This window comes from Streptomyces lucensis JCM 4490 (assembly GCF_014650035.1).
Classification (GTDB): domain Bacteria; phylum Actinomycetota; class Actinomycetes; order Streptomycetales; family Streptomycetaceae; genus Streptomyces; species Streptomyces lucensis.
Genome location: NZ_BMUE01000008.1, coordinates 231,766 through 253,800 on the forward strand (window position 1 = coordinate 231,766; position 22,035 = coordinate 253,800).

Annotated in this window: 19 protein-coding genes and 1 pseudogene; 9 read left to right on the forward strand and 11 right to left on the reverse strand. The window is 69.7% G+C overall.

The window, feature by feature from the left end:
- Positions 1 to 48: 48 nt before the first annotated feature.
- Positions 49 to 1,458 (forward strand): NAD(P)/FAD-dependent oxidoreductase, encoded by a 1,410-nt coding sequence (locus IE177_RS20145; RefSeq protein WP_190016720.1) that lies wholly within the window; start codon positions 49 to 51, stop codon positions 1,456 to 1,458.
- A 77-nt stretch (positions 1,459 to 1,535) separates the two neighbouring features.
- Complete coding sequence (locus tag IE177_RS20150) at positions 1,536 to 2,183, forward strand: tetratricopeptide repeat protein (protein WP_190016721.1); 648 nt, start codon at positions 1,536 to 1,538, stop codon at positions 2,181 to 2,183.
- A gap of 66 nt (positions 2,184 to 2,249) precedes the next feature.
- Here the strand turns inward: IE177_RS20150 and IE177_RS20155 are convergent, their stop codons facing one another.
- Entirely contained in the window at positions 2,250 to 3,029 is a 780-nt protein-coding gene (locus tag IE177_RS20155; protein WP_190016722.1) for a hypothetical protein, read from the reverse strand.
- A 214-nt stretch (positions 3,030 to 3,243) separates the two neighbouring features.
- Between IE177_RS20155 and IE177_RS20160 the strand changes: the two genes are divergently transcribed.
- Positions 3,244 to 4,677, forward strand: coding sequence for a M1 family metallopeptidase (locus IE177_RS20160; RefSeq protein WP_190016723.1), 1,434 nt, complete (start codon positions 3,244 to 3,246; stop codon positions 4,675 to 4,677).
- 74 nt (positions 4,678 to 4,751) lie between these two features.
- On the opposite strand, the gene IE177_RS20165 is transcribed toward IE177_RS20160, so the two are convergent.
- From IE177_RS20165 to IE177_RS20200, 8 genes and pseudogenes are all read right to left on the reverse strand, one after another.
- The gene (locus IE177_RS20165) at positions 4,752 to 6,491 is read right to left on the reverse strand and encodes an immunity 49 family protein (RefSeq protein ID WP_190016724.1); all 1,740 of its coding nucleotides are present in this window, start codon (positions 6,489 to 6,491) and stop codon (positions 4,752 to 4,754) included.
- A gap of 152 nt (positions 6,492 to 6,643) precedes the next feature.
- The gene (locus IE177_RS20170) at positions 6,644 to 7,288 is read right to left on the reverse strand and encodes an ATP-binding protein (RefSeq protein ID WP_190016725.1); all 645 of its coding nucleotides are present in this window, start codon (positions 7,286 to 7,288) and stop codon (positions 6,644 to 6,646) included.
- 109 nt (positions 7,289 to 7,397) lie between these two features.
- The gene (locus IE177_RS20175; protein ID WP_190016726.1) at positions 7,398 to 8,339 is read right to left on the reverse strand and encodes an ABC-2 membrane transporter-related protein; all 942 of its coding nucleotides are present in this window, start codon (positions 8,337 to 8,339) and stop codon (positions 7,398 to 7,400) included.
- Positions 8,340 to 8,742: 403 nt separating this feature from the next.
- Positions 8,743 to 9,244, reverse strand: a pseudogene (locus IE177_RS35895) (ATP-binding cassette domain-containing protein); the annotation flags it as partial.
- Entirely contained in the window at positions 9,241 to 9,627 is a 387-nt protein-coding gene (locus IE177_RS20185; protein WP_190016728.1) for a GntR family transcriptional regulator, read from the reverse strand. The pseudogene IE177_RS35895 and the gene IE177_RS20185, both read right to left, overlap by 4 nt.
- Positions 9,628 to 10,392: 765 nt before the next feature.
- Positions 10,393 to 11,577 (reverse strand): MAB_1171c family putative transporter, encoded by a 1,185-nt coding sequence (locus IE177_RS20190; RefSeq protein ID WP_190016729.1) that lies wholly within the window; start codon positions 11,575 to 11,577, stop codon positions 10,393 to 10,395.
- A 43-nt stretch (positions 11,578 to 11,620) separates the two neighbouring features.
- Entirely contained in the window at positions 11,621 to 12,217 is a 597-nt protein-coding gene (locus tag IE177_RS20195; protein WP_190016730.1) for a toxin-antitoxin system, toxin component, read from the reverse strand.
- A 798-nt stretch (positions 12,218 to 13,015) separates the two neighbouring features.
- Positions 13,016 to 13,549 (reverse strand): 2'-5' RNA ligase family protein, encoded by a 534-nt coding sequence (locus IE177_RS20200; RefSeq protein WP_190016731.1) that lies wholly within the window; start codon positions 13,547 to 13,549, stop codon positions 13,016 to 13,018.
- Positions 13,550 to 13,941: 392 nt separating this feature from the next.
- On the opposite strand from IE177_RS20200, the gene IE177_RS20205 reads away from it, so the two are divergent.
- The 4 genes from IE177_RS20205 to IE177_RS20220 all read left to right on the forward strand — a co-directional run bounded on the left by IE177_RS20205 (position 13,942) and on the right by IE177_RS20220 (position 18,865).
- Positions 13,942 to 15,123: a glycoside hydrolase family 113 protein gene (locus tag IE177_RS20205; RefSeq protein WP_229816169.1), complete on the forward strand. Its 1,182-nt coding sequence runs from the start codon at positions 13,942 to 13,944 to the stop codon at positions 15,121 to 15,123.
- Positions 15,124 to 15,676: 553 nt separating this feature from the next.
- Positions 15,677 to 16,165, forward strand: coding sequence for a rhodanese-like domain-containing protein (locus tag IE177_RS20210; protein ID WP_190016732.1), 489 nt, complete (start codon positions 15,677 to 15,679; stop codon positions 16,163 to 16,165).
- Positions 16,162 to 17,343, forward strand: a complete 1,182-nt coding sequence (locus IE177_RS20215) for a cysteine desulfurase family protein (RefSeq protein WP_190016733.1) — start codon at positions 16,162 to 16,164, stop codon at positions 17,341 to 17,343. The genes IE177_RS20210 and IE177_RS20215 overlap by 4 nt, the downstream gene beginning before the upstream one ends.
- 250 nt (positions 17,344 to 17,593) lie before the next feature.
- The gene (locus IE177_RS20220) at positions 17,594 to 18,865 is read left to right on the forward strand and encodes an MFS transporter (protein WP_190016734.1); all 1,272 of its coding nucleotides are present in this window, start codon (positions 17,594 to 17,596) and stop codon (positions 18,863 to 18,865) included.
- Between the two features lie 175 nt (positions 18,866 to 19,040).
- On the opposite strand, the gene IE177_RS35475 is transcribed toward IE177_RS20220, so the two are convergent.
- Complete coding sequence (locus IE177_RS35475; RefSeq protein ID WP_268253177.1) at positions 19,041 to 19,166, reverse strand: hypothetical protein; 126 nt, start codon at positions 19,164 to 19,166, stop codon at positions 19,041 to 19,043.
- Positions 19,167 to 19,452: 286 nt separating this feature from the next.
- Here IE177_RS35475 and IE177_RS20225 point away from each other — a divergent pair, with 286 nt between their 5' ends.
- Positions 19,453 to 20,001: a phosphatase PAP2 family protein gene (locus IE177_RS20225; RefSeq protein WP_190016735.1), complete on the forward strand. Its 549-nt coding sequence runs from the start codon at positions 19,453 to 19,455 to the stop codon at positions 19,999 to 20,001.
- A gap of 163 nt (positions 20,002 to 20,164) precedes the next feature.
- Here the strand turns inward: IE177_RS20225 and IE177_RS20230 are convergent, their stop codons facing one another.
- A complete protein-coding gene (locus tag IE177_RS20230) occupies positions 20,165 to 21,229 on the reverse strand; it encodes a calcium:cation antiporter family protein (protein ID WP_190016736.1) in 1,065 nt (354 codons plus the stop codon).
- Between the two features lie 357 nt (positions 21,230 to 21,586).
- Here IE177_RS20230 and IE177_RS20235 point away from each other — a divergent pair, with 357 nt between their 5' ends.
- Positions 21,587 to 21,997, forward strand: coding sequence for a PepSY domain-containing protein (locus tag IE177_RS20235; RefSeq protein WP_190016737.1), 411 nt, complete (start codon positions 21,587 to 21,589; stop codon positions 21,995 to 21,997).
- The last annotated feature ends 38 nt before the right edge of the window (positions 21,998 to 22,035 follow it).

A 22,035-nucleotide genomic window follows, 5' to 3' on the forward strand; every position in this document is an offset into this window, starting at 1 on the left:
CGAAGACCACTGCACGCGCTCTGATGCCCCTACAGAAAGCAACTGCTCATGAGTCAGGCCTACCCGCACAGCTCCGCCCGCGCCGTCATCATCGGCGGCAGCATGGCCGGAATGCTCGCCGCGGCCGCCATCAAGGACCAGGTCAAGACCGTTGAGATCATCGAGGCCCACGACCTGCCTGAGGGAAGTGCGCCGCGCGTCGGCGTCCCCCAGGCAGTGCATATCCACCTTCTGCAATCAGGTGGTCTCAGCGCGATCGAGAGTCTTCTGCCCGGCACCATCGACCAGCTGCTGGCCGCGGGGGCTCACCGCATACCGGTGACCACGAACATGGTCGTCTACTCACCCGAAGGGTGGTACCGCCGCTGGCAGCGCACCACTCACCACCTGATGGCCGCGAGTAGGGATCTGACGGACCACATCGTACGGGAGCGGGTCCTCAAGGACCCCAGGGTCAACGTACGCAGACGGACCAAAGTCGTCGGATTGCTCGGGAACAGGCGCCAGATCACCGGTGTACGAATCCATGAAGCCGGCCAGGCTGAGACGGAGCTGCCTGCCGACCTGGTGATAGACGCCTCCGGCCGGGCATCTCGCACACCAACCTGGCTCGCCGAACTGGGAGTCGTTGGACTGGCCGAGGACCACATAGATTCCGGTCTGGTCTACGCCAGCCGCATGTACCGTGCTCCCGTCCCCAATCGAAACTGGCCCGTGATCAGTGTTCAGGCCGACTCGCGTTTGCCTGGGCCCGCGAGCGCGGGGGGTATCTTGCCGATCGAGGGCGACCGCTGGCACGTGAGCTTGATGGGCGCGCCCGGAGGTCATCCCACCCGGGACGCCGACGCGTTCGAGCGCTTCGCACGCACCCTGCGACACCCTGTCATTGCCGATCTCCTCGAGAACGCTCAGCCGCTCACCGATGTCACCGTCACTCACAGTACGGCCAACCGCCGCTACTACTACGAGCGGCTCAAAGTCTGGCCTGAGGGGCTGGTGGCACTGGGAGACTCGGTCGCGGCCTTCAACCCCCTTTACGGGCACGGTATTTCGGTCATCGCCCAAGGCGCTCTGGCCCTGCGCGACCTGCTGGGCGACGGACTGGCACCGGGCCTGGCCCGGCGTGCCCAACGAATGATCGCCCGCCCCGTCGACGTGGCGTGGGCTCTGGCCATCGGGCAGGACATCCACTTCTCCACCACGACCGGGAAGCGGCCGAACGTCGCCGACCGGCTCCTTCAACGCTACGTCAGCCGTCTCTCGCTCACCGCGACGGGCTCGTTCCGCGTTGCGACTGCACTGACTGACGTCCTGACACTCGAGGCTCCTCCCACCTCGCTCCTACGGCCCAGCGTGGTGCTGTCGGCGCTCGTGGGTCCGCTGCGTCCGCAGCTTGCCGGCCCGCAGTTCACTCCTGAAGAACTCAGCCTCATGAACGAAAAGCATGAGCTGCCATAGGTACGCTCCTCGTCACTGGGGGACGATTGTGTGATCCCGCTCAAGGCGGAGACGATCCAACGGGGAGGAGTTGCGGTATGCAGGGGCAGGACTGGATCGAACGCACGGGAGAGCTGTTCGAAGCGGCGATGTTCGGCGGGGACACGTCCGCTCTGGAGCGGTCCGATGACGTGCTGGACGCGGTCGAGGCGCCGCTTTGCATGGCGCGCGGCAAGGTACTGCACGTGCGCTTCCTGAACGACCGCGAGGAGAACGGCCAGGAGCTGGTGCTGTTCGAGCGCGCGGCCGAGTTGTACGGGCGCCTGGGGGACGTGTCGGGCGAGGCGGACGCGTTGTTCTGGATCGGCTGCTGGCATCAGGTGGTCAAGGGCGACGGCGCCACCGGTAGGCCGTACTTCGAGAGGTCGTACAAGCTGGCGAAGTCCGTGGGCGACCGGATGACGATGTCCTACGCCATTCGCCACCTCGGCTTCGCGGACAGGGACGCAGGCCACTTCGACCAGGCCCGCGAGCGACTGACCGAATCGGTGACACTGCGCCGGGAGATCGGTTTCAGGCCGGGGGAAGCGGCCGGTCTGGTGGCGCTGGCCTACCTCGCGGCCGAAACCGGCGACTCGTCGGCGGCGTTCCGCCACCTCGACGAGGCCCGGTCGGTCGCCGAGAGCTGCGGTGCCAAGGCCGTGTCGGGGTGGATCGAGCAAGCCCACACGCTCATCCGCTCCTGAGAGGCCATCTCATTCGGCGCGTCTGCGGGAGCAGAAGGGTGAGGCGGGGATGTTGGTCACACCCGCTCAGCCGGCCGAAGTGTTCCGTGTCGCCTCGCGTGCTTCGGTGAGGGCTCGCTGCCTGAGGTCGCCGCCGAACAACTGAATCGTGGTGGCGGCCAGGACGTCATCCCTGCCGATGGTCCGCCCGCCCACCCTGTGGGCGGACGGGACCCGGGGGTATTCCTCGAGGAACGGGGGCGGGCCCGGTTCGCCCGGCGTCACTGGGGTGACCGTACCGAAACGTCTGACCCCGCCCTCGCGGACGACCATGGCCGCGTCCCGGGCGAGGTCCGTCAGGAACACGCTCGCTATTCCGTCCAGGTCGCGGACCATCGCCGGGGCGGCCGTCGCTCCCTGGCTCCGCAGCAGCTTCTTGACCCCGGCCTCGAACCTGTGGGCGCCGACCACAGCGCTCGGTTTGCGCGACCTGCCGCGCTTGCGAGAGGGCACGATGACGCCGTCGGCGTCGTACAGGACACCGGTCAGGCCTCGAAACGTCGGGCTGTGGTCGTACCACTTGTCCCCCACCTCGAGCTCGACGTTCCGCTCGATCGCCGAGAGTAGGTCCCCGGGATTCAGCTTCTTCCGGGCCTCCTCCGCCGCCGCTCTCCTCGCGCCGTCGATGATCTCCGTCAGCACTGTCCGCGTCACCGACGCGGCGGCCCACACGGCCGACCGAGAGACGTGCATCGGGGTCACGTCCCGGAACACCGCTTTGACGAGAGAAGGCTTGAACGGCACGACGTCCAGGACCGAGGCGGTCCCGCCACCGCTGCGCTCAGGGCGTGCGGGCTGTGCGGTCATCGGAAGAAACGCTCCTTACTGCTGGAATTGTTCAGAGAGGGCCGCACTTCACCGCGCAGGCCCGCTCCCTTCCCCCATCCTCCGTCGAAGCGGCACCCGGTCAAGGGTTTACGGGCACCGGCTCAGCCTTCCAGAGCTTTACCAACCTCTACGCAACCAATATGCGCCGAACGCGTTCTGACGTCTCGCGTCCTTGATTGATGGGAGACTCGGGATGAAACCTCTTGCAGCGAAGTGCTGGGCTCCGGCCACGGCACTGCTCCTGGCCGCCATGACGACGTCCTGCACCGGCTCCGCGGTGGGTGGCGGTGCCGCCGCTGCCGCGAGGCCTGGAGCAGCGGGAGTGGGCGACCGGCTGTTCCCCACGCTCGGCAACGGTGGCTACGACGTGGTGCATTACGGGCTGACGCTGGACTACGTGCCCGAGACCAACCGGTTGAAGGGCACGGCCGTCATCACGGCACGGGCCACCCAGGACCTTAGCCGCTTCGATCTCGATCTGTCGGGACTGCGGGTGCGTACCGCCACCGTGCAAGGAGCGAAGGCCCAAGTCGCGCGCAGGGACGACGAAGTGCTCGTGACACCGGCGAAGGCGGTGGGAAACGGTGACGTCTTCAAGACGGTCGTCACCTACGACGGCATCCCACGCACGCTCAAGGGCGACGACGGAGGGCTGGAAGGCTGGATTGAGACCGATGACGGCTCGACGGCCCTGGGGGAGCCGACCGGCTCCATGACCTGGTTCCCGGGCAACCACCACCCGTCGGACAAGGCCACATACGACATGACGGTGACCGTGCCCAAGGACGAGGACGGCGACCCCTACGACGTGGTCAGCAACGGCAGGCTGATCACGGAGAAGGACAAGGGTGAGACGGTGACCCGGCACTGGCGCACCGATGAGCCCATGGCCAGTTACCTAGCCCACGTCTCCGTCGGCTATTTCGAGATCCACAAGGGCTGGACGGACGACGACCTGCCCGTCTACGTCGCCATCGACCCCGACGAGTCCGACGCCGCCGCCGACGTCCCTGACGTGCTGCCCAGGATCGTCGACTGGGCAAGCGAACGCTTCGGTCCCTACCCCTTCTCCTCGACCGGTGCCGTCGTCGACCACCTGCCCGGGCTCGACTACGCACTGGAGACCCAGACCAAGCCCTACTTCGACGAGGCTCCGGACGAGGCGCTGATCGTGCACGAGTTGGCACACCAGTGGTTCGGCAACTCCGTCACCCCGCGCCGGTGGAAGGACATGTGGCTCAGCGAGGGCCTGGCCACTTACGCGGAGTGGCTCTGGGAGGAGGGGCACGGTGGCAGGAGCACCGACGAGATCTTCGAGGACTTCTATGACGGCACGGATGACGAGAGCAAGGGCATCTGGGCCTTCCCGCCGGCCGATCCGCCGAGCGCGGGGCGCGTCTCCGACCCGCCCGTCTACGGACGTGGCGCCATGGTCATGCACAAGGTGCGTAACGCCGTCGGCGACAAGACCTTCTTCGGCATACTCCGTACCTGGACCCGGGAGCACCGGTATGGCAACGCCGACACCCGGCAGTTCATCGCCCTGTGCGAGGAGAAGTCCGGGAAGGACCTGACCGGTCTCTTCGGCACCTGGCTCTTCGGGGAGAGGAAGCCGCCCCGGATGTGATGGTGGCGGGTGAACGACAGCGGCCGGGCAGGCTCTGGTCGTCCCCGGCGGCAAGGTCACGACGCCGACCTGGACTACTGGAAGGGTTGGGCAGCGCGCAGCAGACTCGGCGGAAGGTAGGGGGACTCGACGCGGATGGCCCAGCCGCGACGGCGCGCGTGACAGGCCAGGGCGAGGATGTCGAGGTTGATGCAGGCGTCCGGATCGTCGGCGCGGTCGGCGACCAGGTAGTAGTCGCGGTGGGTCTCGAGCGCGTCGGCCAGGGCCAGGTTGAAGCTCTCCTCATCGCCCTCCACGAGTTGCGACAGCAGCACGGCCGGCGGCATGGCGAAGCCCCAGTCCTTGGCCTTCTCCGCCTGCTCCAGCGCTCGCTGCGCGGCCGGCTCGGGGTCGGTGCCCTTCAGGTAGGCGTGGAGGGCTTGGCGGTAGGCACTGAAGGCGGAGCCGTCCGGGCCGGCGAAGGCGGGGCCGGTGAGGACCAGCGGGGCGAGGTCCTCGCGTGCACCGGTGATGAGGGCGAGGGCGACGGCCGTCTGCCAGTTTCCGGCGCCGGCTTCCTCGGCCCGCTCCGCCGGGTAGCGCAGCGTTCTGCCGTCGATGGTCACCTCGACCTCGGTGCCCGGTTCCGCGAGCGCAATGCGGAAAAGGGCCGCCCCCGCCCGGGAGGCCAGCCGGAGGTTGGAGAGCTGGACGTCCGTGACGCCGCAGGGATCCCCCGCGCGCCACTTGAACAGGCGCTCCTGATCGCCCATGACGCTGCCGAGCCGCCAGACGGCGAGGGGCTCGCCGTCGGCGGCGGTGAACGCCTCCTGGACGTGTTCCTCGTACATGGCCTCGGTCCGCGGGTGCACGGTCCGCTCGCAGTCCGGCCGCTCGACCACCAGCGGGCCGGCGGCGAGTGCGCCGACCGCGTCCGGTCGCCGGTTACGGCCGAACCCGGAGACCCGGGGGCCTCTGGTCCCGAAGCCGGTGATCAGGGCGTGCGGAAGGTAGTCGGTCTGAACGGCAGGCGTCCAGCCCAGGGTGCGGTACGCCAGCGCGGCGAGGGCGATGGGAACCAGCGGGAGGAGGCTGCTCGGGGAGGCCGAGGGGCCGTGCAGGACGGAGTGCCTGACCAGGAGGTCGGACAGCGCCGCGTCGAACGCCTCCCGGTCCTCGGCGGTGAGGGCGCGCAGCGTGCGCAGCGCCACGGCGTCGGGCAGGTCCAGGAGCGGCTCGCCGGTCTCCTTTGCGCGGGTGGCGATACGGTCCAGGGCCGCGTCGACGGCGGCGAGCTTGGCCTGCGCGCTCGGCGGGTACTCGTCGTCGTTGCCGGTGTCGTCCAGGACCACGGCCATCAATCCGGTGGCGAGCTCGCCGGTGGGGGCTCCCTGCACCTGCGCGGCGAACTTGTCGCGGGCGAAGTGGAAAGCCTCGCCGTGCCACTTCGCCTTGTTCCTCAGCAGCGCAAGGCAGAGCGCGTCGATCCACTCCCCCGGCGTGACGCTCTCCTCCGGGGCATCCTCACCCGGGTCGTAGCTCATGCCGAAGTTCACGTACTCCAGAAAGACCTGGAAGCTGCAGTGCGGGTGGTACGCGGCGTAGGAGACGGCGCCGGCCGCGGCTTCGGAGGCGTCTTTGAGGGCGGCCCTGGCTTCCGGCGTGTCGAGGTCGGGCGTCTCGACCGAGAGAGCGCCGAGGTAGCCGAGGAACTCGTCGGCGACCGACTGCCATTCGTAGGTGGCCAGCCGGCCGGCCCGTGACATGGAACGCACCAGACCCCCGATCCGGTTCGTGAAGTCCTCGCGTCCAGCCGACACGACTGCTTCGCCCACCTGATGACGCTCTATCCGCACTGGCCTGCTCCTTGATCAACTCTTGGGGACAGCGTACGTGCCCGGGCTGACAGGGAGCGAAGAATCTCTGGGTGAGAACCGGCCCGAGGAGCGTTACGGCTGGTAGCGGCTCGGTCCTGCCGCTACCGTGGTCACAGGCCTGGCCGGTCCCTGCTGTCGCGCTGATCGTCGAGGCGGGCAGTCAGGTCGGGCCAGTGCTCCGACCACCGCGCCAGATCGCTCGCGGTCAACGGCCACCGCGAACGAAGGGCCTCGTCCGGCAGGAAGCGGACGCAGGTCCCTGTGGTCCCGTCGGTCGCGACGGGCACCAGTCCGGTCACCGGGACGCCGTTCTCGTAGCGCTGGCTCCAGGATCCGTTGATGCGGCGGTTGGTATGAATCAGCCACTCGCTGAGCGCTGCGACGACGGACATGCCGCGACGCGGATGTCCGTCCGGAAGCCGTTCCGCCTCCGGGTGCTCGAAGAACCGAAGGTCTTTCGTGGCCATGACCGGCTTCTTCACCGTCCGGCCACGCTCGTCGAGCCGGGTGTCGGTGCCCCGGCCGTCATCCTTCACCGACACCGAGCCATCGGGATGCAGCGTGACCACACATCGTCCGCCGCCCCTGCTGCCTGCCTCGTCAGCGGCATAGGCAACGACCTCGAGAACAAGGTGTCCGGGCCCTCCCGGAGCGAACTCTGCGGGGCTCCGGCGGATTTGACCGAGATGGTCCGCGTCCACGGTGCCGGCCCAATCGTGGGTGGTGTTGACCCAAGAAGCTTCTGAAGCATCCATCCGGCAAGTATCCGTTGGCCTTTCGCTCAGGCTGCCGGAACGATCCGCACGTCGGCTTGAGGCAGGCTCTGGGCGCAGCCGGTCAGGAGCTTGCGCCCAGAACGGGCGGTCAGGGGAGGCTGCGCCGCAGCACCCAGAACGCGGCTGCCACCACGGCGGTTGCCAGGGTCAGGACGACGCCGGTCTCGACCAGTTGGATCGGCCAGTAGTGCGAGGTCGGGTGGACCTTCGCGTAGAAGTCGACCGCCCCGTGATTCGACAAGCACGCAGCGAGGTCGCCGGGCACGGCTTGGTCGCCGCAGGCGAGACCGCTGACGTGCTCACCGGACTTCGTGATCATCCCGGCCTCGAGCTGATCGACCTGGTTGAGGGCGGGGCCCCACGGGCCTCGCACCTCGCTCGCCGGCCAGAGCGAAGACCGGGCCTGGTCCCCCAGGGTGTATGCCAGCGCCATGCCGGTGAGGGCCAGGCCCGTCGCGGGAAGGGTGCGCCGCGTGAGCAGCGCCGCCAGTGCACCGAGCGCCAGTCCGAGCAGGACGTACACCGGACCCACTGAGCCGGCGGCGTGGAAGTACTCGCTGTTCCACCGGTTGACCCCGCCGTCGGGACCGGACACCCACACCCACCGGAACATCAGGGTCAGCGCGGCCGTACCGCCGAGGAGCGCCACCGCCGGGACGGCCAGCTTCGCGGCGAGCCAGCGGGCCGGGGACACGGACTGCGACCACGCCAGGGCGGCGGTGCCGTGTTCCAGTTCCCGGCCGATCAGCGCGGCGCCTGCGCAGGCGGCGATGCCGCACGGCAGCCAGGCGACGAGCTGGGCGGACCGGAGTTCAGTACTGCCATAGCGCAGCTCTGTGGCGCACTGCAGTAGCCCGGTGGCACCACAGGACTCGCCGTACAGGGCGGGCTCCTGCCCCAGCTGATGAAGCCAGACCAGCCCGCTCGCTCCGGCGATGACCATCATCGTCCAGACCCACAGCGGCACCCGGTGCAGGCGCAACACCGCACGGATCAGGCCGTGGCGTGGGGAGTACGAGAGAGTGGTCATGCGGCTGCCTCCTGGCTCGGTGCGGGCGAGGCGCTCCCCGTGAACAGGGCGGGAGCACCGGGGTTGCGCAGATGGGCCAGGATCAGCTCCTCCATGGAGGGCTGCTCGACCAGCCACGTCGTCGCATCGACCGGACCCTGCGGGCGCACCAGCGCGGTATGGCCGCGGCCGGTCGTGCCGGACTCCACGACGGTGTGCGGCGCGAAGTCGGGCGAGGCGCCGGTGAGGCGGGCGTGCGCGGTCAGTACGTCCTCGCTGTCCCCGGCGAGCCTGATCTGCCCCCTGCCGAGCAGCAGCAGGTGGTCACAGGCGCCCTCCAGTTCGGCGAGGACGTGGGAGGACATGACGACGCTGGTGCCGTGCTCGACGGCGACGGCCAACAGGGCGCCCATCAGCTGGTGACGAGCGACCGGATCCAGGTCCGCCATCGGCTCGTCCAGCAGCAGCAGTTCGGCGCGTTTTCCAAGGGCCAGCGCGAGGGCGACTCGGGTGCGCTGTCCCCCGGAGAGGGTACGGATCCTGGCACTCGGATCCAGGTCGGTGCCGAACGCGACGCGTTCCGCGACCTCCTGGTCCCAGCGCCCCGGGTTGAGCTCGGCCCCCAACCGGAGCGTGGCCGCCACGGTGAGCTGCGGATACAGCGGACGGGTCTGCGCCGCGTAACCGATCCGCGACCGGGACTCGGCCGGGCTGGCCCCGAGCGCCCGCACCGTCCCCTGCGTCGGGCGGAGCATTCCCGCCGCCAGCGCCAGCAGGGTGGACTTGCCGGCGCCGTTCGGGCCGATCAGTGCGCATATCCGACCGGCGGGCAGCCGGAAGGAGCAGTCCCGCAGGACCGGATCGCGGCGGCGGCCGTAGCGCATCACGAGCCCTCGCCCCTCGAGCGCAACTGGTTCCTTGCTCATTGCTCTCCCTCGGTGAACTCCCGCTCAAGAGCGGAGTTGAACAGTGCGGCGACGTCCTCGCGAGCCAGCCCACCCGTGCGGGCCCGTCTCATCCAGTCGGCCAGCTCACCGGCGAGCGGCGACTGAGCCGCTGCCGCTCCAAGCGACTTCCGCACGAACGTCCCTTGGCCGCGTCGTGCCTCCACCAGGCCCTCGCGCTCCAGCTCGCGATAGGCCTTCAACACGGTGTTCGGGTTGATGGCGGTCGCCTCGACGACCTCGCGGGCCGTGGGGAGCCGGTCACCCGGTTCGAGCAGGCCCAACCTCAGGGCCTGCTTCGTCTGCTGGACGATCTGCAAGTAGGTGGCTACGCCGGTCCGCCGGTCGATCCGGTACTCGATCACCGCAACCCCCTTTCACTAATCAAGTAGTGAAACCATGATGAAAGGCAGGGGCCCATGTCAAGTTCACGGTGCGAGTGCGCGGTGAGCAGGCCGTGACGTGAGCCCCGGCGAGGGCGTCCGTCCGCGCCCAACGCCCCGGTGCCGGGCCTGGCACCTGGCTCCAGGTGCGATCCTGTATGTGTGAACCATCCCGGCGACGCGAAGCTGCGCACCTGGACGCTGCGATGGATGGCCCTCCTCGCCGCCGGCACCCAGGATCAGCTTGCCTGGCTGGGCGAGCGCGAACTGGAGACCGAGTCCGTCGTCGAAGAGGTGCAGTTCCTCTGTCGCCTTTCCGAAGGACTCGCGCAGCGTGGCGTCTTCGAACCCAGGAGCCGGCGCGATCTGCAGGCCGTCGCCTCGGCGAGATCGAGGCCGGCTGCCGCTCGGGCCTGTGGGCCGACGCCCTGGTCGAAGATGCGGCGTGGGACGCAATACGCTCTCTCGCCCGCCGGTTCCTCCTCACGGAGATGGGTGACTGGCGTCAGCCGCTGCCACGCCCCGTGCACCCGCACGCAAGCGACCACTGAGCATGCCCGGGCCGCCTGTGCGACTTCGACGCGGCCGGCCCCGCACGGCCGCTGCTGCCGAAGCGGTTCAGGAAACGTGTTGGCCGGCCGACGCCGAGGAGCGACGATGCCCCTGGCTGCCCAGGCGGAGGTTCATGGGCGGCGCTGTCACACCCCGCGGCAACAGCGCGTTTGGTTCGATGACGCAGAGAATCACTCACGGTGAGGTGGTTCTCCGTGGTGGCCCGTACTGTTCACAGACGCGCTGGACGACGGGCGAGGCGAGTGCCTGCGACAGGTGCACCAGATCATCTGAGCGCCAGGTCGAGGCGTGCGAGGTGTCACGTACTTCTTCCGGTGCGGTGCGTTGCCGCTCCCGAGCGACGAGGATCATGGCCGCGTTCGCGGCGACTGCGGCGCGGGACTCTTGGCTGCCGTGGCGCAGATCGGCGCTGTAGGCGGCCTGGTGGACGGCGGGGTCGCAGTACGGCGCCAGAGCGAGGATCGCGTCGTGCAGTGCGGTTCTGCGCCCGGTGAGAAGTACCGTCGGCGGCGTCCGCCACCATGGCAGCGGCACGCGGATCGCGCCGGGTGTGGGCACATGCTCAAGGGCCTTCCACAGCGGTGCGAGTTGCTTCAGCTGCCGTAAGGCACGCGCGGTTGCCGCCAGGCGCGGACCGGCGAGGGGCAGGGCGAATCCGGCTGCTCCGAGGACTGATGAGGGAACGGCGAGCTGAGGGGACACCTCGCCGATGAGGAAGTCCCAGTTCCTGCCTGACCAGCGGCCCGCGACCGCGACCAGTCTGATGAGGTCGTAGGAGACGATGAACAGGTACGCAGGGGCGAGAATACGCAGCCCTGCCCGGAGTGAGCCCCGTACCTTCGCGGACCAGCGCCAGCACAGCGTGCTGGCGGCCGTCATGGCCACAGCCTGCGCCACCAAGTAGGTGACGATCATCTCTCTGATGTACGGCGTGCCGGCGTAGTAGGCGTCGAACAGCGTGACTTGCTCCACGGATGCGTCCCCGGCCCAGAAGAGGACGAGGATCGCGATGATGGTGAGGCTGTAGGCGCCCGCGACCAGGCGCGTGATGCGCCGTGTCTGCTCCCGTGACGATCGCCAGTTGACGATGAGTACGAGTGTCGCCCCGGAGAAGGCGGTCGTCATGGCGTAGACGAGCGGAGCTGTGGCGTTGGGGATCCGGGTGAGCCGGTTGATGGCGACGATGGACTCCGGCGCCGCCAGAAGCATCAGGCAGGCAGCGGAGAAGAGAAGCAGGCATGCCGCCTGTAAGAGAGTGTCGTGCCGTCTTCGGACCAGCGCCGGGAGTTTCATGGCGCATGCCAGCAACAGCAGGGTCCCGGTGACGTAGAAGCCGAGACTGCTGGGACCGGATGACACGTTTTCTCTCCTCGGGTCTGGCAGACGGCCTTCAGGAGCACTCTCATATCCGGTGGAAGCGGTGCGCCATGGAGGCCTGGATGCGTCCGGCCAGATTCTGCTGGCCGGTGGTGGAACCGACGTCATGCAACGCGGCTTGAACGTCGGTGGCGAACCGGACGCCGAAGTGCTCCGCCTCAAGTTCTTCATCGACCTTGCGTGCCTGTGCGCGAGCGGCGAAGTGAAGATCAGCGTCCATCAGTTCGGTGCGAGGCATTTCGGTGTCGGTGTCGGTGTCGCACTGTGCGATGACAGCGATGAGCTCTCTGTGTACGGCTTGTTCCGCTGCTGCTCCAGTCCGCTGCGCTGCGGGTCCGTGGTGGGTGGCGCTGCCGCAGTGGCCGTTGAACATGTGCCACGCCTCGTGACCGATGATCACGAGCTGGTGCTCTTGGCCGGTGTTCGCCTCGTACACGATCAGGTCGTGGCGGGTACGGTCCACCCAGAGACCGCTCGCCGTCATGGGCGGAAATGCCGCGCTGCGTAACCGGACCTCTCTGCCACGCAATTCACTGAGGGCGTGACCTATGGACGGGATGATTCCCTCGGCTTCGGCTGATGCCGGCAAGTGCTCGACGAGTCGGGCGCTGAGTCGTCGCATCGCCCTAGGACTGGTACTCACTGGGGCTCTTCTCTGTCATCGATCTCGAGCAGCGCTCTCAGCGTCGCTTCGAGTACGTTCCATCAAGCCGTGCAGGAGCTCGATGCTGGGCACCTTCGTTCCGGAGCACACCTGCCGTGCCCAGAAAGCGGAGACGTCCAACTGCCGGGAGACACTGGCCGCGACTTCCGACATTCGCGCGCCTGTGTGCGCCATGTGGGCGTCCGCAAGGGCTTTGACGCGGGTGCGAACCCTCTCGTTGACGGTGTCCGCGGGCGGCTCGTCTCCCCGCAGCAGGGTGCGCACGGTGTTTTCGGGGAGTGCTGTCGCGCCGGCCAGTTCTCGGGGGGGGGTACAGGTCCGAGCTGCTCAGGCCTCGCGCCTGGATGAGAGTTTCCAGACGCTCAAGGATCGCGTGGAGAGGCGATGTGTAGGCCACCGAAGCTTCCCGAGGGCTGTTGGTCTCCAGATTGGTGTGCGCACGACACCGCACCCTACGCGTATCCTCCAACGCCTTCAACGATCGATTACCGCCATTGGCGATCGTTTAGCCGCCGCCTCGCCACGCCGTGCATTCGCTGGTGGCCGCGAGGCGTTGCCCCACCTCTGACGTTGCGGATGATTTCCGACCGCCGCTCGTCAATGAGCATCTCAGGCAGCCTCCCGGTCGGGTGGCGTGGGCCGGTCCATCGTGCGATTGCCCGAGATCGTATGCGCTGAACCGCGTGGGGTACCCACCGGCACGGCGGCCGGGCTACGGGTTCGGCGGGTGCTGACCGGTCGACGTCGGTGGGCGTCTCATGGGCGGGGCCCCAGCACCTCCAGGGCGCCGGTCTCGGTGTCGAAGCTGCGCAGGGTGATGAGCCGGACCGACAGAGGCGGCGCCGGCAGCAGTTCGGGAACCCTCCGGCCGGCGAAGGCACCGGCCCGCCGGGTCCGGCCGAGGGTGATGTGCGGGCTCCAGCGCTCAGGTTCGTGGAACGGGTTGAGGGTCTCGGGTGGGCTGTCCGAGGCCACCGCCTCCCACACCCGGCGCTGCAACGCGGCCAGCGCGGCGTCATGGTCCAGCGCCCAGGCCAGCACCGAGGTGGGCCGCTCAAAGCGGACCACGCCGAGGAACCGCGTCGGCAGCGGCAGGGTGGCGGCCACCTCCGCGAGCTCCCAGCGAATCGGGGCGGTCAGCTCCGGGCAGGCGGCCAGGGTGAGGTGCGGGCTGTTGGTGGGTGAGCGGTGGCGCGCCTGACTGGGCAGCCCGGCGTCCGCGAGCCGCCGCCAGGCCTCCCGGACCGCCAGATCCGCCGCCTCATCCAGCAGTACTTCGACCGTGCGCACGCTTGCAGCCTACCGGCGACGGTCAGGAGCAACAGCAGCTCCGGCTCGGTGCATGGACGGCATCCGCGCCTTGGCTGGTGAGGTCGTCCCGCCGCCGGTCGCAGTAGCGGTTCCCGGGAAACACACGAACGGACGGAGGAGTGGGTCTCAGGAGCGGGCGCAGGAGCCGCAGCGACGGCTTCGCCCGTTGCCGGGCGGTTCGGCGCGGCAGCGGCTCCTCCTCGCGCGCATCCGGACGGACCTCGTCACGTGTGACTTTCGCTGCTCGATCACCATCTTCGGGATGCCGGGTCGCAGACCTTCGCCCCCGTACCGCAGACCGTCGACGGACGGCGCCGTTCTGCGGGGCCCCGCAGGCTGGCCCCATGCAGAAGCCTGATGATCGTACGCACATGAGCCGGAGGTCCACGCGAGCCCGGTTCCTCGCCGGCATGGCCTCCGCCGGACTGGCCGCTGCCGTGCTCCCGACGAGTGCCTCCTGGGCGGCCGAGACGCGGCCCCAACCGCGGCACCGCGGCGTCGTCTACACCGTCGGCGCGGGCGAGACGCCGGGTACGGCGTTCAGCACGGCCCGGATGCGGCGGGACATCCGGGTGATCCGTGACCGGTTGCACGCCGACACGGTGGACGTCACCGGTGACGGCGTCGAACGTCTCACGGCCACGGCCGCCGAGGCCGCGGAACGGGGTCTGCGCGTCTGGCTCCAGCCGACGCTTGGTGATATGCCCGAGCACGACATCCTCGAACACCTCGCCGAGACCGGCCGGTTCACGGAAGGGCTGCGCCGGCAGGGCGCCGCCGTGGAGCTGAGCGTGGGCTGCGAGTTCCGGTTGTTCGTGCCGGGCATCGTGCCCGGCGCCGACATCTTCGAACGGATCCGCAATCTGGAGGAGGGGCATGTGGACCCCGCCGCGGTGCAGCGTCGCCTCAACCGGTTCACGGCGAAGGCCGCGGCGGTCGGCCGTTCCGTGTTCCACGGCCGGCTGAGCTATGCCGCGGCCCAGGACGACGAGGTCGACTGGCGGCTCTTCGACATCGTCGGCATCGACTACTACTCCTCCTTTCCCGATCGAGCGGACCACGTGCGGGAGTTGCGACGTCACTTGCGGTGGGGCAAGCCGCTGGCCATCACCGAGTTCGGCACCTGCGCCTACGTCGGCGCGCCCGAGACCGCCGGCATGGGCTGGGACATCGTCGACCGCGACAAGGATCCCGAAGAGATCAAGGGCCACCTGGTCCGCAGCGAGCGCGCCCAAGCCACGTACCTCATGCGACTCCTCGACGTCTTCTCGTCGTTGGGCCTGTACGCGGCGATGGCGTTCGAGTTCGTGACTCCCGACGCCCCGCACCGGCCCGGCGACCCGCTGCACGACCTGGACATGGCGAGCTACTCGATCACCAAGACCGTCCAGGACCGCCCGTTCGACCCCGCCTCCGGCTGGCACTGGGAGCCGAAGGAAGCCTTCCACGCCCTGGCCCGCCGCTACGCGCGCGAGCAGCGGCACGACTCAACGGTGCCGGGGCCGTCCCGCCCCGGTGGCACACGCTCACCCCAGCCGCCACCGACTCCGTGACACACAGTGCTGCGAGCCGGCACAGGGCATCCAGCGCGGCGAGGCCGCCGTCCGCGCCTCAGAGGGCGGGGTGATCGGCGGCTGACGTACCGGTCCTCGATCCCTCGATCACGCCGGCCGTCTAGGGTGGCCCGGTGGGGTCCGAGCCGCGAGGACGATGGAGCAGAAGGCCGTTGTGGGCGAGATGGGTGCTCGCGGTGTACCTGCTCCGGCTGTCGCCCATCACCGTCTTCGGCGTCCTCGTCGTTGCGACCTTGCTTCCCTTGCACCGCGCCGTCGCCCGGACGGCGGGCGGCCCCAGGCGGCTCTGCCGCCCGCCTGACGCACCCAGCCTTGGACCGCGTACCGACCAGCGGCACCTCCCGGCGAGAACGACACCCGCCGGTGGTCGACGTCGGCCGGCAGGGGCGTGCTGTGCAACGACCGCTTCCGGCGCCGGCGCCCATGGCTGGCTGCGGCTGTCGCCGAGTCGAGCAGGTGGGCGCTGAACGTGGGCCCGTGGCCACACCCACCGGACTCGAATACCGTAGTCCACGGATTCGTGGAGGAAGCCATGCCGGAGAGCGCGAGGAGTGCGGCGAAGGCGCGGCCGCACGACGCGTTCGCGGCCAGCGGCAAGGCGCTGGCCGGCGGAAGGCGTTTGGAGCCCCTGGACGTGCTGGCCCAGGGCGAGCGCACCGTCGACGCGCCGGCGAAGGCGGCCGGGCTGAACCTGGCCACCGCCGGGTTCAGCCGTGAGGAGCCCCGGGTCCGCAGCGCCGCCGGGGACGTCGTCGTACTCGACGTACGGCCGGTCGACGAGTACCGGGCCGGGCACATCCCCGGCGCCGGCTCCCTTCCGGTCGAGGAACTCGCCGACCGGATCGGCGAACTGCCCGAGGACCTGGAGATCGTCGTCCACTGCCGCGGCGAGTACTGCGTCCTGGCCCACTACGCGGTACGACTGCTGACCGGCCACGGCCGCCGCGCGATCCGCCTCCACGACGGCGTGCTGGAGTGGCGCCTGTCGGAACTGTCCGTCGACGCCTCGGACCTGACGTGAAGGGCCGTGGCGGCGACCCCCCGCCGCATCCGGGACTGGCCGGCGGACCGGTCTACCTGGACTACAACGCCACCACCCCGGTCGACCCACGCGTCGCCGAGGCGATGCTGCCGTACCTGACCGAGTTCTTCGGCAACCCCTCCAGCAGCCACCCCTTCTCCCAGGAGCCGCGGCAGGCGCTCGCCGCGGCCCGCGCCCAGGTCGCGGGCCTGATCGGCGCCGGGCCAGGCGAGATCGTGTTCACCGGGTCCGGATCCGAAGCCGACCTGCTCGCCCTGCGAGGGGCGGTGTTGGCCTCCGGCCGGCCGCACCCGCATGTGATCACCCAGGTCACCGAGCATCCGGCCGTCCTGGAGACGTGCCGGGCCCTTGAGCGGCTGCACGGCGCGCGGGTGACCGTGCTGCCGGTCGACGGCCACGGGCTCGTCGAGCCGACCGCCCTGGACACTGCCCTCAGCGAGGACACGGTACTGGTGTCGGTGATGGCGGCGAACAACGAGACCGGCGTCCTCCAGCCGATCAGGGAACTCGCTTCGCTCACCCACGCGCGCGGGGCACTGTTCCACTGCGACGGGGCACAGGCGGTGGGCAGGATCCGTCTCGATGTCGGCGACCTGGGCGTGGACCTGCTCACGATCGTGGGGCACAAGATGTACGCGCCGAAGGGCGCCGCCGCCCTCTTCGTACGCGACGGGGTGCGGCTGGAGCCGGTCGTCTACGGCGGCGGGCAGGAGCACGGCCTGCGTGCGGGCACGGAGAACGCCGCCCTGGCCGTCGCACTCGGCACCGCCGCACGGCTCGCGGCCGCCGACCTAGCCGCCGGCAGCCCGGCCCGCATCGCGGCCCTGCGCGACGACCTCCACGAGCGGCTCACCGACAGCCTGCCCGGCCGTGTGCGTCTCAACGGCCCGGAGAAGAACCGCCTGCCGAACACCCTGAACGTCAGCGTCGACGGTGTCCTCGGGCACGAGCTCCTCGCTGCCGCCGGACAGATCGCGGCCTCGACCGGATCGGCCTGCCACAGCGGCAACCACACCCCCTCCCCCGTGCTGACCGCCATGGGCCTCGACGAGACCCGCGCGCTCGGCGCGCTGCGGCTGTCCCTGGGCCGCTGGACCACGGCCGAGGACATCGAGACGGCGGCAGCGGCCCTCATCCGGGCGGCTTCCGCGCAGTGACCGGGCCGGCCGGCCCGACCACGAGCAACCCGACGAACAGCCAGGGAAGGCAGGACCGAGACCACCACTCACAGACTGTCCACCCGCAGCGCCCACGCACGTGGGCGCCGCGATGCCGACGCCCGATCGCCGCCCTCGCCCGGGCGCACGCCGACTGACCCACCGCCTCCGCGCGCACCGGCCCGCAATCGACCGAGCTGCACCGGGGCCGATGCGCCACCACGCCTGCGTCCCTGCTCCGGAAGGGAACATGACCAGCACCGCATCCGCCGACACGACGGCCCGGATATCCGACCCCGCCGAGGCCCAGCGCCGCATCCTGCGCGTCCTGGTCGCCTCTCAGATCCTCAGCGGCGCGGGTCTCGCGGCCGGCGTCACCGTCGGTGCCCTCCTCGCCCAGGACATGCTCGGCACCACCAGCCTCGCCGGACTGCCCAGCGCCCTGTTCACCACCGGATCCGCGATCGCCGCCGTCGTCGTCGGCCGCATCTCCCAGGCCCGCGGCCGCCGCCCCGGCCTCGCGACCGGCTACCTCACCGGCGCAGTCGGATCAGCCGGCGTCATCACGGCCGCCGTCCTGGACAACCCCGTCCTGCTGTTCACTGCCCTGTTCGTCTACGGCGCCGGCTCCGCCACCAACCTCCAGGCCCGCTACGCCGGAGCCGACCTCGCCGCCCCCGGCCACCGCGCCCGCGACGTCTCCACCGTCCTCGTCGCCACCACCCTCGGCGGTGTCGCCGGACCCAACCTCGCAGCCCCGGCCGGCACCTTCGCGGAGCACCTCGGCATCCCGAACCTCGCCGGCCCGTTCATCCTTTCCGGCGCCGCCTACGCGCTGGCCGCGTTCGTCCTCGCCCTCCGGCTGCAGCCCGACCCCCTGCTCCTGGCCCGCACCGTCGCCCGGGCCGAGGAAGCCGGCGCCGCGGCCGGAGCGGCCGACGCCGGCGCCGACGCCGAAGCCGCCGGCGAGGGTCGTGGCGGCGTGGTCCTCGGCGCCCTGGTCATGGTCCTCACCCAGCTCGTCATGGTGGCGATCATGACGATGACGCCGGTCCACATGCACGACCACGGCCATGGCACCGCCGCGTCCGGCCTCGTGATCGCCGTCCACATCGGCGCCATGTACCTGCCCTCCCCGCTCACCGGATGGCTCGTCGACCGCTATGGCCGCATGAAGATCGCCGCCGCCTCGGGCACCACCCTCCTGGCCGCCGGCATCCTCGCGGCCGCCGCGCCCGGCGACTCCGTGGCGCTCCTCGCGCTCGCCCTGGCCCTGCTGGGGCTGGGCTGGAACTTCGGCCTCGTGGCCGGCACCGCGATCATCACCGACACCGTGCCACTCGCCACCCGCGCCAGTACCCAAGGCATGGTCGACGTCTCCATCGCCGTCGCCGGCGCCACCGGCGGCATGACCTCCGGCATCATGGTCGCCGTCACCAGCTACCCTGCCCTCGCCCTCACCGGCGGCATCCTCTCCCTCGCCCTCCTGCCCGCCGTCGCGGCCACCGCCTACCGCCGATGAACGCCACGAGTTCCGAGACCCCCGGGCCCGGCATCACCGTCGACGGCACCGGCCTCCTCCGCGTCACCCTCCTGCTGCGTCTGCGTAGTCGTACGCCAGGACGACAGCGGGCGACTGCCTCACCGGCCAACGGTAGGTCGGCGGTGCGCGGCACCAGTTCGAGCAACTGTTTCGTTCATTTTCTGCGCAGACGGACGACGACCACCCCCAGAAGCAGCACGACGATCACCACCAGCAGCCATGTCGGAAGGGCTGCCGCTAGCGCGCCACGAGCCATTTGCACAGAGTTCACGCTGTTCATCCAGTCTCCTGCGGTCATATCCGGGACAATTCGGCGAGCCACCCCGGCCATTCAGCTGCCACAAAGCCTTCCGGCCAGCCTCGGTGAGACTTCACATCCCTCGCTTCGCCCGGTGAGTTCAACGTGATCATCGAGCCCATCCCATGGGTGAGGTAGTGGTAGCTATCGCCCGTGGTCGTCATGGCTTGCAACGTGCCCCCAGGCACCCCGTTGAAGCCCGCGCCCACACGCCGGTCGGGGGACTCCGGACACGCGTGATCTTGTGAGTGCGGGATATCAGCAGGTCATGAGTTTGCTGGTCACAGTGCGCGAGATGGACCGTCGTCTGACCATACGGATGGCTTCCTGGCGAAAGCCTGCGCTTCACCGCACGCTGTCGGCGGTGGAGGAAACGGCGGAAGGCACCAAGTTGTGGTGCGGTGCCGCCGCGGCGATGGTCTGGGCCGGCGGATGGAGAGGACGTAAGGCGGCGGTGGCGGGCCTGGCGGCTCTCACCCTGGCGCAGCTGGTTTCGAACGGCGTGTGCAAGCAGGTCAACGACAGGCCGCGCCCACCCAGGGAATGGATCCCCCACGACGAGGTCGAGGACCGGCCGGATTCCTCGTCGTTCCCCTCCGGGCACACCGCGGCAGCGGTGGCGTTCACCGCAGCGGTCGCCCCCTCGTGGCCGCTGGCCGGGACGGTCTGCGCGGCGCCGGCCGCCCTGGTGGCCGTGGAACGGGTGCAGTCAGGCGCCCACTACCCAAGTGACGTCGCCGCCGGTGCCGCCATCGGGCTGCTCAGCGCCTGGCTGGTCAGGCGCCTGCCGCAGCTGGCGCTGCGCATGTGGCGGTGACTCGAGCGGGCTGGCGGCACGGCCACGACCGGCAGCAGCAGGCAGGTCACGGAGTCCACGGTCCAGGACTCCCTCACGGCAGACGACCGTGGCCGGGTGCCCGCGCCGCACCCGGCCAACGCCTGACGACGCCGCCTGACATGAGCCGAGGGACACCTCGCGGTCAGGCGGCGATGGTGGCCAGCCCGGCGATGCCGATGAGATAGATGACCACCGCGGCGATACTGTCGACGCCCATGCGCGCGTACTGGCGGCGCGGCCGGAAGATCAGCCCCGCCATGTAGACCACCGTCAGGATGATCCCGAGCGCGGTGAGGTAGATGTCGGTGTCGTGCGCGGCCGGAAGGACCGGCTTGCCGGATATGACGGTGGCGAGCAGGAACAGCACGGGCAGAAAGGCGTTGCCGCCGAAGATGTCGCTGATGGCGAGCTGATAGTCACCCAGCTTCGTGGAGGTCAGCCCGGTGCTGACCTCCGGCAGAGAGGTGGCCGCCGCCAGCACGGTCGCGCCGAACAGCACACCGCTCAGGCCCTGGCGGGCGAAGAACTCCTCCCCGCTGCGCTCGATCACGACACCGGCCACGAGCGTGGCCAGCGCGGACACACCGAATATGAGCCCGGCGCGCGCGGAGCTCACGCCCTTGTCGCTGGCGGCCTTCTCCTTCTTGCCCTTGGAATGACCACGCGGTTCCGGCTGGCTGTCGGGGGCGTCGCCGCCCTCTCGCCACGGCAGGCCCCGGCCGGCCCGGTTGAGCAGGATCAGACCGACCACCCACAGGATCGTGATCGCCACCGAAGCGGGCGCCAGGCGGGCAGCGTGCAGGTCCGGGGAGAGTTGGGTACCCATCACGACCACGGCCAGGACGACGACCACCATCGCCCCTTCAAGTACCAGCTGCAGACTGGCCGCGAGCCGGGTCAGCGGGGCGCGCGGGCGGACCCCGGCCGCGTCCAGGACCGCCAGGACGACGGTCTGGATGGCGATGCCGCCCAGGATGTTGCCGACCGCGACGTCGAGCTGGCCGGCCATCGCCGCACTCGCCGTGATCGCGATTTCAGGAAGGTTCGTCGCGATCGCCAGCAGAATCAGACCACCCAGCGCGCCGCCCAGCCCGAGCCGTTCTGCGAGCACATCGGTGGTGTCCGACAGCTTGATACCCGCGAACCAGATGACAGCAGCGCTGGCCACGAACAACGCCAGCAACACCGGCGAACCCAAAGATCCCATGCCGCTGCAGGTACCCGCCGCTCCAGAGCACAACCAGTGCACACCGGACGTCGCACTGGACGGCTGCAGGAGGTTGGGGCGTCGCCGGCAGACGGCACGTCAGGTCGGCTCGGTGCCCCGGCGACCCTGTCCCGGCACGGTGCGGCGCCTGGACCTGGGCAGGCTTTCCGGTGCCCGGTGCCTGGTGTGTGTGAGTTGGCAGTGTGGGGCGGCGAAAGATTGGTGATCTGCTGGTCCGTCTCTGTCCATTTGCTGGTCTGTCTCTCGACGGCGGATTCCTAGGGTCGTTGCTGTCCCCCGGAGGTCCGGTTTCCCCGGCCTTCGAATCTGTGACTCCCCCGTGTTTGGAGAGACCCGATGCGTGCTCTGCCCCGTCGTGCCCTGCTTGCCGCTCCCTGCGCCGCGCTGATGTTCGCCCTGGTTGCGTGCGGCGGATCCGACTCCGGCTCCGACTCCAAGGCCGCCGACACCCAGCAGCAGGCCCAGAACACGGGTGGCGCCGAGGCGGCGGGCGAGGCCGGCGGCGACGCAGACGACAAGAAGGAGCCGCCGCTGACGGGTGACATCAAGCAGAAGGCCGAGGCCGCCGCGGTCGCCAAGTACCCGGGCACGGTCGTGAAATCCGAGGAGGACGCGGAGAAGCCCGGCATGTACGCGGTGGAGGTCAAGCAGGCGGACGGCACCTCCATCGAGGTCTACCTCGACAAGTCCTTCAAGGTCACCGACACCAAGAAGGAAGGCACCGAGGAAGCCGAAGACGCCGGCTGACGAACACGGCCCGACCGGCCCGACCGGAGAATGCGATG